7 protein-coding genes are annotated in these 11,375 nt (G+C 40.7%); all 7 read left to right on the top strand.

The genetic code is table 11. From position 1 onward, the window contains the following. Positions 1-14: 14 nt before the first annotated feature. The 7 genes from ACY3XC_RS14230 to ACY3XC_RS14260 are packed head-to-tail and all read left to right on the top strand — an operon-like array spanning position 15 to position 11,352. On the top strand, positions 15-2,444 hold the full coding sequence (locus ACY3XC_RS14230) for an alpha-mannosidase (protein ID WP_464869137.1): 2,430 nt from the start codon (positions 15-17) through the stop codon (positions 2,442-2,444). 2 nt (positions 2,445-2,446) lie between these two features. Further along, complete coding sequence (locus ACY3XC_RS14235; RefSeq protein ID WP_464869138.1) at positions 2,447-3,118, top strand: class II aldolase/adducin family protein; 672 nt, start codon at positions 2,447-2,449, stop codon at positions 3,116-3,118. Next, positions 3,115-4,389, top strand: coding sequence for a four-carbon acid sugar kinase family protein (locus ACY3XC_RS14240; RefSeq protein ID WP_464869139.1), 1,275 nt, complete (start codon positions 3,115-3,117; stop codon positions 4,387-4,389). Before ACY3XC_RS14235 ends, ACY3XC_RS14240 begins: the two co-directional genes overlap by 4 nt. 27 nt (positions 4,390-4,416) lie before the next feature. Beyond that, positions 4,417-5,046 carry a D-sedoheptulose-7-phosphate isomerase gene (locus ACY3XC_RS14245; protein ID WP_464869140.1) on the top strand — a complete coding sequence of 210 codons (630 nt, stop codon included), beginning with the start codon at positions 4,417-4,419 and terminating at the stop codon, positions 5,044-5,046. After that, positions 5,043-6,020, top strand: a complete 978-nt coding sequence (locus ACY3XC_RS14250) for an ROK family protein (protein WP_464869141.1) — start codon at positions 5,043-5,045, stop codon at positions 6,018-6,020. Before ACY3XC_RS14245 ends, ACY3XC_RS14250 begins: the two co-directional genes overlap by 4 nt. A gap of 33 nt (positions 6,021-6,053) precedes the next feature. After that, positions 6,054-8,207 carry a Sip1-related alpha-galactosidase gene (locus tag ACY3XC_RS14255; RefSeq protein WP_464869142.1) on the top strand — a complete coding sequence of 718 codons (2,154 nt, stop codon included), beginning with the start codon at positions 6,054-6,056 and terminating at the stop codon, positions 8,205-8,207. A gap of 19 nt (positions 8,208-8,226) precedes the next feature. Continuing rightward, complete coding sequence (locus ACY3XC_RS14260; protein ID WP_464869143.1) at positions 8,227-11,352, top strand: FAD-dependent oxidoreductase; 3,126 nt, start codon at positions 8,227-8,229, stop codon at positions 11,350-11,352. Positions 11,353-11,375: the final 23 nt, after the last annotated feature.

Here is an 11,375-nt window from a genome sequence, read left to right on the forward strand (position 1 = left end):
TGGGGTTTTAGGAAATGAAAGATAAAACATTTCATATGATTGGAAATGCTCACTTAGATCCAGTTTGGCTTTGGCAATGGCAAGAGGGATTCCAAGAAACAAAAGCCACATTTCGTTCAGCCTTGGACCGAATGAAAGAATATGAGGATTTCATTTTCACCTGTAGTTCAGCAGCGATGTTTGAATGGGTAGAAGAAAATGATCCGGAAATGTTTGCTGAAATCAAAGAGCGGGTAAAAGAAGGGCGCTGGCGAATTGTTGGCGGCTGGTGGATTCAGCCAGATTGCAATATCCCTAATGGTGAGTCGTTTGTAAGACAGGGTCTATATGGCCAGCATTATTTTCAAGAGAAATTTGGTGTAACAGCTCGTGTTGGCTACAATGTTGATAGTTTTGGTCATCACGGCATGCTTCCACAAATTCTAAAGAAAAGTGGAATGGACTCTTACGTTTTTATGCGGCCTGCACCAAATGAAAAAGGTCTTCCTAGCAGGCTCTTTTGGTGGGAATCTGATGATGGCACACGTGTAATGGCGTTCCGAATTATGCAGGAATATAATTCATGGGGCAAAGAGCTTGATCGAATTGTCCATCGAAGTAAAGGCGAGTTTAAAGGCAGCGTCAATGACCTGATGATTTTCTATGGAGTAGGAAACCATGGCGGCGGACCAACGAAAGAAAACATTGAGAGTATCTATCGGTTAAATGAGGATGCCAGTCTTCCTAATCTAACAATCTCAACACCTGAAGAATATTTTGAAAAAATGAAAAATACAAATGATTTACCTGTTGTTCATGATGATCTTCAGCACCATGCAAGCGGATGCTATGCTGCCCATTCTGGTGTGAAACAATACAATCGTAAAGCAGAAAATATCGTGATGACAGCTGAAAAATATTCAGCCCTTGCTTCTTGGTTAACAGGACAACCGTATCCAGTTGAATTCAAACGGGCTTGGAAAAATATCTTATTTAATCAATTTCATGATATTTTAGCGGGTACGAGTATTGAGCCTGCATATGAAGATGCGAGGAATTTATACGGAGAAGCGATCTCGATTGCTGACCGTGCCTTAAATAATGCGGTTCAATCGATTTCATGGAAAATCGATATCGAACAGGATGAAAGAATGAAACCAATTGTTGTCTTTAACCCACATGCATGGGAGAGCAAAGTGAATGTAGAAATTGAAATTGGCGGCTTTAAATCAACCTCTGTTTTAGTGGATGATCAAGGCAATGCTGTTCCATTTCAAACAGTACAGTCACAAGCAACAGCAGGGGGGCGATGGCGCTTAAACTTTTTAGCTGATTTACCGGCCATGGGATATCGAGTGTACAAGCTTTATACTGAACTAAGCAGCGTTACACCAGTGGGTGAACCAATTAATGTAAGCCAATACTCCATGGAAAACGACCATTTTAGAATCGAGTTTGATCATGAAACCGGTTGGATTCAGAGTTTATATGATAAACAAGTAGAGCATGAAGTTTTTTCGGGTCCTGCAGCGATACCGATAGTCCTGAATGATAAAACAGATACTTGGAGCCATGATACCCTCCATTACAATGATATAGTAGGCGAGTTTAAAGCGACGAAGATTTACCTGGCAGAGCATGGTCCAGTTAAATCTGTGATTCGGGTGAAGAGTGAATACGGGCGCTCTATAGTAATTCAGGACTTCACCATGTATCAAGAGAAAGACCAAATTGATGTGAATGTTACTGTTGATTGGCGAGAAAAGTTCAAGATGCTGAAGCTTGTTTTCCCTATCAATTCAATCTTCAGGAAACAAACATATGAAATTCCATATGGAACAATCGAGCGGGAACATAATGGCGAAGAGGAACCGGGGCAAAGCTGGGTGGATGTAACAGGTGTTCGTCCAAACCACGAAGGCGTATATGGTTTGAGTTTGATGAATGACGCAAAATATAGTTACAGTATCCACAATAAGGAGCTTTCTTTAACGGTATTGCGCAGTCCAATTTATGCCCATCATGATCCACTTGTTCCAGAGGAGGACGGGGAATATACGTTTATCGACCAAGGAATTCAGCGCTTTGAATACTCGTTACTTCCACATGAAGGAAGCTGGGAAGATGCAGAAACAGTGAAAAGAGCAGCGGAATTAAATTGTAAACCAATTGCTATTATTGAAACATTCCACAAAGGTTCATTACCACAAACAGATTCATATGTGAACATAAGTGGTGCGAATCATGTGCTCGTAAGCGCCATCAAGAAAGCAGAAGACAATGAAGATTTGATTATTCGCGCTTATGAAACGAATAAAGTCGCAGCAGAAGTTGAAATCACTTTGCCGAAATTTAATCGTTCCTTTAAGGCATCCTTTAAACCTTCAGAAATCAAAACCTTCCGAATCCCTAAAGATAGCGAAAATCTAGTTAGGGAAACGAATCTAATTGAATGGGATGAGTAAAAATGGTCATCGATAAGAAACTGCTAGAACTAAAAAAGCAATTGCAGGAAACAGGAAAATTCATGATGGAATATGACCTTGCCTGGGGAAATTCAGGGAATATCAGTGCTAAAACGGAGGACAATTCGTTCCTTATTACGGCAAGCGGTACTTATTTAGGCGATTTAGATGTAGAAGATTTTGCCGAATGCTCTTTAGAAGTTAACGAGAGTCCTAGTTTCGGTCCAAAGCCTTCGAAAGAAGTCCCAATGCATCAAGCAATCTATGAAACTAGGCCTGAAATCGGTGCAGTACTCCACGCCTCACCTTTATATAGTACACTGATCGCTTCTTCCCATCTCGACGCACATGCACCTTGGTTTGTTGAAGGGATGTATTATTTAGAACGGATTGAACGTGTCCCATATGCACATCCTGGTTCAATTGAATTAGGAGAACTCGTTCGAGAAAAGGCGAAAAACGCCAACATTCTTTTATTAGAAAACCATGGAGTCCTTGTTTATGATACAAGCATTAAGGAAGCGAAAATGGCACTGCAAACATTAGAAATGGCATGCCGCATGCTCATCATTTCCCGCAGCTCCGGTATCGTTCTTCAAGAGCTTTCGGATAATAAGATACACAGCTTTCTTCATGATTCAGGATATAAGCCGCGAAGGAAGTGGGAAAATTGATCGGAATTGTTGCGGATGATATTACAGGAGCAAATGATATTGGAATTATGTATGCGAAAGCAGCCTGGCAGACAGATGTCTATCCTTACACATTTTCACAAACAAAAATAGGAACGTTCCTACCAGAAGTATTAATCATAGATACGAAGTCTCGTCTCGATTCCTATAACGAAGCCTACGAGAAGGTTTTTTCGAGCACAAAAAATCTTCAGTTACTAGGATGTGAACAATTTTTTAATAAAACATGTTCGGTTTTTCGTGGAAATATTGGTGCTGAATTTGATGCGATGCTAGATGCGCTTGAAAGTGAATTTGCTGTCGTTGTACTTGGCTTCCCGAAAAACGGAAGAACCACGATAAATGGAGAGCATTATGTCCATGGAAAAAAATTAGCAGATTCTGAGTTTCGTCATGACCCTGTACATCCGATGCACGACTCTAACTTGGTTGAAATTTTACAAGCACAAACAAAGAGAAAAGTAGCCCTTGTGGAAGTCGATATCATTGATCAAGGCAGCGAATTACTTAAACAAGAAATTGAACGCATGCGTACAGAGTGCAATTACTTGCTGATTGATGTTAGAGACCAGTTATCTTTACAAGTCATTGCAAGAGCCATCAAAGAGGAAAAGATTATCTGCGGGGCATCAGGCATTGCAGAAGAATTAGCACTCGTAATGAATCAAGGTCAAAAGGAACAACAATCTATTAAAATTCCAAAATTAGATACAGGAATACTATGTGCCGCTGGCAGTTTAATGCCACAGACCTTTAAGCAAGTGGAAGAAATGAAGAAACGTGGATTTCCTGTATTGGAATTGGAATCACGTCTGTTGTTTTCTGGGCAAAAGGAAGCCCATAAAGAGGAGCTTATCACGAAACTTGTCACTTGCTTAACAAAGGGTGAAGATGTGCTGGTGCACTCATCAAATAACCCGGATGTTGTGAAAGAAACAAAACAAATTGCCGCAAGTTTAGGTTTTTCGAATACGGCAGTTTCAAGGAGCGTATCTGAATCATTAGCGTTTGTAATTGATGAAACGGTAAAACGGACTAATGCTAATCGCCTGTTAATAGCAGGTGGTGAAACCTCTGCTTCTGTTTGCAGCAGGCTTGGGATTGAAGGTCTTCGAGTCTGGAAGGAAATTGAACCCGGTCTTCCCTCATGTATGAGTTTAAATAAGCCATCAATGATGCTTGTCTTAAAGTCAGGCAGTTTTGGGAGTCCTGATTTCTTTGCTAAGGCGATTGACCATCTTAAGGAAAATTAATGAACGATTTTAATAGGGGATGTAACGATGAATGCTACATTAGAAAAACTAATTGAAAAATATCCAGAATTACTAGAATGTCAGAACAGTATTATTGAAGCTTTTAATGCGATTAAAAAGTCCTATGAAGCAAATGGAAAACTGCTGCTTGCTGGAAATGGAGGCAGTGCAGCTGACTGTGAGCATGTTGTTGGTGAATTAATGAAGGGGTTTATGTCGAAGCGGCCATTACCTCAAACAATCAAAGCAAAGTTAAGGGAAGCTGCAGATGGAAGTGACTATCTTGGTGAAAATTTGCAGGGAGCGCTCCCTGCTATCTCGCTTGTCAGCCATTCGGCACTGATGACAGCCTTTGCCAATGATGTTGCTCCTGACATGGTGTTTGCACAACAGGTTTACGGTTACGGAAAACTCGGCGATGTATTCATTGGCTTTAGTACTTCAGGTAATTCGAACAATATTAACCATGCTGTAAAAGTGGCAAAAGTGCTTGGAATAACAACGATCGGATTCACTGGTAAAAGTGGCGGGGCTTTAAAAGAGCTTTGTGATATTACCATTTGTGTTCCTTTTGATGGCACACCGGATATTCAGGAAAGGCATCTGCCTATTTACCACACCCTTTGCATCATGCTTGAGGAGGAGTTCTTTGGATGAAACCCGTTTTAGCAGGTTTAGATATCGGTGGAACAAAGTGTGCTGTAGTAGTAGGTATTGAAGATCTGCAAGGAATTCAGATTGTAGCAAAACAAAGTTTTCCTACTCCTGATACCCCTGAAAAAGCACTGACGAAAATGATGGATGCATTAGAGAAAATGTTATTTGAGCAGGAAGATTTTGTTTTAACAGCCATTGGAATAAGCTGTGGCGGTCCGCTTGATAGTAAGAAAGGGCTCATCTTATCGCCTCCAAATTTACCAAACTGGGACCGGATTGATGTATTAACACCGCTAAGAGAACGTTTTCTAGTCCCAGTTTCTGTCCAAAACGATGCAAATGCATGTGCGCTGGCTGAGTGGAAGTGGGGCGCAGGAAAAGACACGAACAACATGGTCTTTCTAACATTCGGAACGGGAATGGGTGCAGGTTTCATATTGGATGGACGCTTGTATACGGGTACAAATGATATGGCTGGTGAAGTCGGCCATGTTCGTTTGGAACAGGACGGTCCAATCGGATACGGGAAGGCAGGATCATTTGAAGGCTTTTGCAGCGGCGGCGGTATTGCCCGTTTAGCTCAAAGGATGGTTAATGAATGGTTCAATCAAGGAAAAACGACCGAGATTTGTTCTTCAAGGGAAGAAATTGCTGAAATCACAGCCAAAAGTGTTGCAGAAGCTGCAAATGCTGGGGACGAGCTGGCCAATCAGATTTATCAAGTAGTTGGGCAGAAATTAGGGAGAGGCTTAGCTCTTTTAATTGATATGCTTAATCCCGAAAAAATTATTATCGGCAGCATTTACTTGCGGCAAGAAGCTTTATTAAAACCAATCGTGATGGAAGAACTACGAAAAGAAGCCCTTCCTTTCTCGCTCGAGGTTTGCGAGGTTGTTCCTTCAGGGTTAAAAGAAAGTGTTGGTGACCTAGCGTCTCTCTCTGTTGCTAAATATGCACTTGAACTCGAAGGATAGGTCCAGACCAAAAAAGACTAAAGGAGTCATACTATGTTTCAATTCGATAACAAACAAGACGAGCTAGATTGTCTTTACCATAATCAGCGTATTTTATCAGGAATTCAAGTCTCAGTAAATCTTGATTCTCACTCTACTATATCTTTAAATCTCAAAACCGTGTCAGAGAATACAGTGGAAGACCTCCTCGGCACCTATAAGGAATATAGTTATCATTATTGTGATGATTTGGAAACGGTAACGGCAGCATTAACATTCCGCTGTTATGATTCGTTTATGACATCATTTGTAACTGCATCTATTAAAAATGATGAACTGTTCAAAAAACAAGCTTATTTTGCATCACAGCAAGCAATTAACATTACGATTGCTAACCATATAGAAGAGTATCAGGCAATGGCGAACTATCAACATAAAGATTGGTGGACGCGCCCATTTTTTACGAACAACATCAAGGAAATCCCTGAACGAACACAATCCTTGCTTTTAAAAAATGATAATCGTTATTTTCATCTGCTTCCTGTTTGTGATAAAGAAGCACGTACAGATTTGTCAGGCACTGAAAAGGGCTTGCAGATTTCTGTTTCTCCATTTCATGGCGGCTATAACCAGATTAGTACCTTTGCCTTTATTTTTGGTGCATCAAACCATCCTTTCCAGTTAGTGAATGACAATGTAAAGAGGGCTTTAAGTTTCTGTGGTCAAAGTGTCTTGCCTAGAGAGGAAAAGAGATATCCGGAAATTTTGGATTATTTAGGCTGGTGCAGCTGGGATGCCTTTTATCATGCGGTAAATGAGGAAGGAATTCTCACAAAAGCTGAAGAATTGCAGCAAAAAAATCTCCCTGTTAAATGGGTAATGATCGATGATGGCTGGTCAGAGGTTAATGGAAGAAAACTGCAATCCTTCGATGCTGACCAGGAGAAATTCCCTAATGGATTATCAAGTACTGTATCCTCACTTAAGCAGAAGTTTGGAGTGAACTGGGTAGGTGTGTGGCACACGCTTGCAGGATATTGGGAAGGAATTGCACCAGATAGTTCTTTAGCCAAATCTTTAGATAAGCATTTATACCAAGCGAAAAACGGCAGTTTAATCCCATCACCTAACGCGGAAGAAGGCTTTGGTTTTTGGCATGCCTGGCATTCTAAGCTTAAAAAGGATGGAATCGATTTTGTTAAGGTCGATAGTCAAAGTGCCATTTCAAACTTTATGGCTCATAACCAGTCAGTCGGTGAAGCAGCAAGCGGTGCTCATACAGCACTTGAAGCGTCCTGTTCTTTACATTTTAATAATACGGTTATCAACTGTATGGGAATGGCTGAAGAAAATATTTGGCATCGTCCATACTCCGCTGTATCACGAAATAGCGATGATTTTGTCCCGCAAGAAATGAATGGTTTTAAAGAACATGCGCTGCAAAATGCCTATAATTCTTTTTACCACGGTGCATTTTATTGGGGCGATTGGGATATGTATTGGACGAAAAACCATGATGATCAGCAAAATATGATTTTGCGCGTCATTAGTGGGGGACCCATTTATTTCAGTGATGCTGTTGATAGCACGAATCCAGAAATGATTTGGCCGTTAATCTACAGTGATGGCCGAATTATACGCTGTGACCAGCCTGGAGTGCCAACAGAGGATTGCTTGTTTATCGATCCATTCAAAACGAGGGTGCCGCTAAAAATTTGGAACTCAAGTAAAGGTGCAGGTGTTGTTGCTGCATTTAATATTTTTGAAGGAAATGAAACCGTTAAAGGTTCTATCGGGCCAATTGATGTGCCAAATTTAGCAGGTGAAGAGTTCATCCTTTTTGATGTCTTAACTAAGAGACATTGGAAGCTGAAAAAAGAAGAACGGATCAATATCGAATTAGCCGAGAATGGAAGTTCTATATACCTCCTGATTCCAGTAACAGATTCGATTACTCCGATTGGGCTTATCAATAAGTTTATTTGTAATCATGGAATTATAAATAATTGGAACACAGAGTGTGGTTTGAAGCTTACGTTAAAAGAAGGCGGAGTCTTTGCATTCTTGTCTGAAGGACAACCATTAAAAGCAACTGTTAATGGTGAAGTGGTACCGATCGAAAGTGATTCCGTTAACCAGGATATTTATACGATTGATTGTCAAGCCATTGATGGTGAAGTGCTTCTAGAAATAGAATTAACGGACTAAGGTGAGGGAGGTAATGAATATGAAAAAGCCTCAATTGCCTGCCGGTGATATTCCTATTTTAGCAGAAGTCGATGTTGTCATACTCGGTGGATCCTTTGCAGGTATTGCGAGTGCATTGCAATTTGCCAAGCAAGGTAAACGTGTAATGGTGGTGGAATCCAGAACCTATTTAGGCATTGAAATGACCGCTTCACTTAGCCCTTGGATTAAGCAATCTCATTCATTTAGATCCCAGTTAATCGACTCTTGTATAAATGCATGTGGGAAACCTGTACAGAATGGAAATATGATTGTTTTTCAGATGGATCAATTGAAAATACATCTTGAGGACCTATTATTTGCTGCTGGTGTTGAATTATTGTATAGTTCACTTCCAATCACTATCACTCGCTTTGAAGCTGATTGGAATGGATTGGTGATGGCAAATAAATCAGGACGGCAGCTAATCCGATGTAAAGGAATTGTCGATGCAACGGAAACGGCTATCACTACCTTTTTAACCGAAGATGCTTTGAAATCTACCGCTGAAAAAGAGCAGACATTCTATAAGCGCGTTTTAGAGTTTACGAATGTCCAAGAGATTGACCAAGCGGAAATATCCGTTCCAACAGATTTAAACATAAAGGAAAATATGATTAACCTTTTTCATGGCTATCATGAGAATGGTCATGTCTATGTGGAATACCAACTATATTTAGAGGCTGAAAATAGTTTAGAAGGAAATCAGATTCGTGAAACAATCGCCCAAAAACTAGGAATCTCGCTTAGTGAGTTTTTAATTCAAGAGGTCCCAGCGTTCAGTAAAGCGTTGTTATCTGCAAGTTCATATGAATTAAAGGGTCCATATTGTATGGACATACAGACTGATCATAATTTCGATCTTGAAAAAATAGCAGTTAACTATCCGAACGTGTGGAGTTTTTATAAAGACCTATATGAAAATAACAATACGAATTGGCTTGATCCAGTAAAGGCAGCATCCTTTGGCGAACAGTTTGCGGAATTAGTAACCGATTTCTCAATGATGAATCAGCAGATAATTCAAGTTAAAGGTGTTACTGCTGAAGTTATTACTGAGTATGAAGTGAAAATTCCGGTTGATTTTTTAGAAAAGAGTCATGATTTTGGGAACGTTCCCGCCCAAGGAGTCTTCCTTTCTAAAAAGGCCCAGGTGCTAGTTGCCGGCGGCGGCTCTAGTGGTGGTGCTGCGGCGATTGTATCTGTAGAGGAAGGAATGAACACCATCCTTGTTGACCTCAATCCTGGGCTTGGGGGAACAGGTACATTCGGTGGAGTTGACAGCTATTGGTTTGGGAAGCGCCATGGTTATGCGGAGAAGATAACGAAACTCGTCCATGATGTCCAGAAAAGAATTAACTATAAGGGTCATAAATGGAATATTGAGGCAAAAAAGTATGCGCTGTTAGAATTAGCAGACCGTTTAGGAATTGAAATGCTGTTCAATACGATTACCTTTGGAGCAATTACAAAAGGGACTCGTGTATGCGGAAGTATGATCGCGACAAGATGGGGGGCATGTTCCCTATTAGCTGACTGTGTGATTGATGCAACCGGTGATGGTGATCTTGCAGCTTTTGCAGGGGCCGAATTTGTCTATGGTGCTGCTCGTGATCACGTTACAATGTGGTATTCGCTGGCTCAATATAACAAACCGGGAAAATTACAAAATAATTTTACGAGTATGGTGAATGTGTCAGATGTCCATGACTACACAAGAGCAATTCTCTCAGGAAGAAGAAGATGGAATGTAGACGTTGCTGGCTGTCATGATCACGGAATTTATGTAGCTCCTCGTGAAAGCCGCCATATTATAGGTGATGTTGTAATGAATATGAGTGATCAATTGCTTCATAGGAGCTGGCACGATTGTATTAATATTCATTTCAGCAACCATGATATGAAGGGGATTAGCGAAGCAAACTGGCTGAATGCTGGGTTCATTCCACCAAACCTTGAAATTGAAATCCCATACAGAATGCTGTTACCAAAAGGGCTGGATGGAATTTTAGTAGTCGGTAAAGCTATTTCTGCTACACATGATGCACTGCCTGCGATTCGAATGCAATCGGATTTAGAAAATCTCGGCGGGATTGCAGCATTGGCAGCATCGCTGGCTGTAAAGGAAAATAAGTTTCCTAGACAAATAGAATATTCGAATTTGCAAAAGAGAATTGTGAAAGAGGGCTTGATTCCTGAACAAATTTTGACAAGAACTACTGAGCCCTTTCAATATTCTGATGAGCAATTAGTTGCACTTATAGATTCCATTGAGGTGAATGAGCCACTCTATGAATACTCGAATATGCGGATGAATGAGATCTATCAACAACGAATACCATTTGTTGAAATTTCTACAGTGGGGAAACGAATCATTCCTTTCCTTGAAAAAGAATATGCGGGAGCAGTAGGTACTCGTAAGGTGCGAATAGCTCAAGCCTTAGCAATGTATGGATCAACAACTGGAGTGCCAACCTTAATCTCAGAAATAATGACCATGCTTCAAGGGGAACAGCTTCCTAAACGGACGGCGGATATATTGTATGTTACGATGCCTCCTGACCATGGGGCAATGCCAGATGTGTGTTATTTGCTTTACTCATTAGGCTTAACAAGGGATAAACGGGCTATTAAGGTGTGGCAGAGGGTAGCTGATCTGCTAAATCCAACTGAAGAAGACATTACAGACAAAATGTGGGGGATTTTTTATTACATTCATGCGCTTTGTGTTGGTGCTGAAAAATTAGGTGATGTGGACGCAGTTCCATTCCTTAAACAGCTACTGTCAATTCCAGCAATAAGCAATCAGTATTGTTATGAAGGCTATCAAGCAGACTTTTTCTTAGAAAGGAGAGCCCTCCTAGAGCTAGCTGTCGGCAGGGCATTAGCACGGTGCGGCAGTTCTGAAGGGTATGAAATATTAATTACCTATATTGATGATGTACGTTCGTTACTTAGTAAGCAGGCATATACAGAATTAAAACGATTAAGCGGACTCAGTATTAAAAAAGACCAAAAAAGGTGGAGTGACTGGCTCGAGAAGAATATGAATACTCTCCGCCCTCAACCATATATCCTCATTACGGATCAGGCGGACGAAAATGAAGCCATCTCAAGAAGAATATAAATGGTTATAAAGAAAGGGGTATG

The organism is Bacillus sp. CZDM1, from assembly GCF_055502545.1.

What these genes read in the sequence shown, in the direction of transcription:
- ACY3XC_RS14230 (WP_464869137.1), top strand. Translation starts at nt 15, where the DNA reads ATGAAAGATAAAACATTTCATATGATTGGAAATGCTCACTTAGATCCA.
- ACY3XC_RS14250 (WP_464869141.1), top strand. Translation starts at nt 5,043, where the DNA reads ATGAAACCCGTTTTAGCAGGTTTAGATATCGGTGGAACAAAGTGTGCT.
- ACY3XC_RS14255 (WP_464869142.1), top strand. Translation starts at nt 6,054, where the DNA reads ATGTTTCAATTCGATAACAAACAAGACGAGCTAGATTGTCTTTACCAT.
- ACY3XC_RS14245 (WP_464869140.1), top strand. Translation starts at nt 4,417, where the DNA reads ATGAATGCTACATTAGAAAAACTAATTGAAAAATATCCAGAATTACTA.
- ACY3XC_RS14260 (WP_464869143.1), top strand. Translation starts at nt 8,227, where the DNA reads ATGAAAAAGCCTCAATTGCCTGCCGGTGATATTCCTATTTTAGCAGAA.
- ACY3XC_RS14235 (WP_464869138.1), top strand. Translation starts at nt 2,447, where the DNA reads ATGGTCATCGATAAGAAACTGCTAGAACTAAAAAAGCAATTGCAGGAA.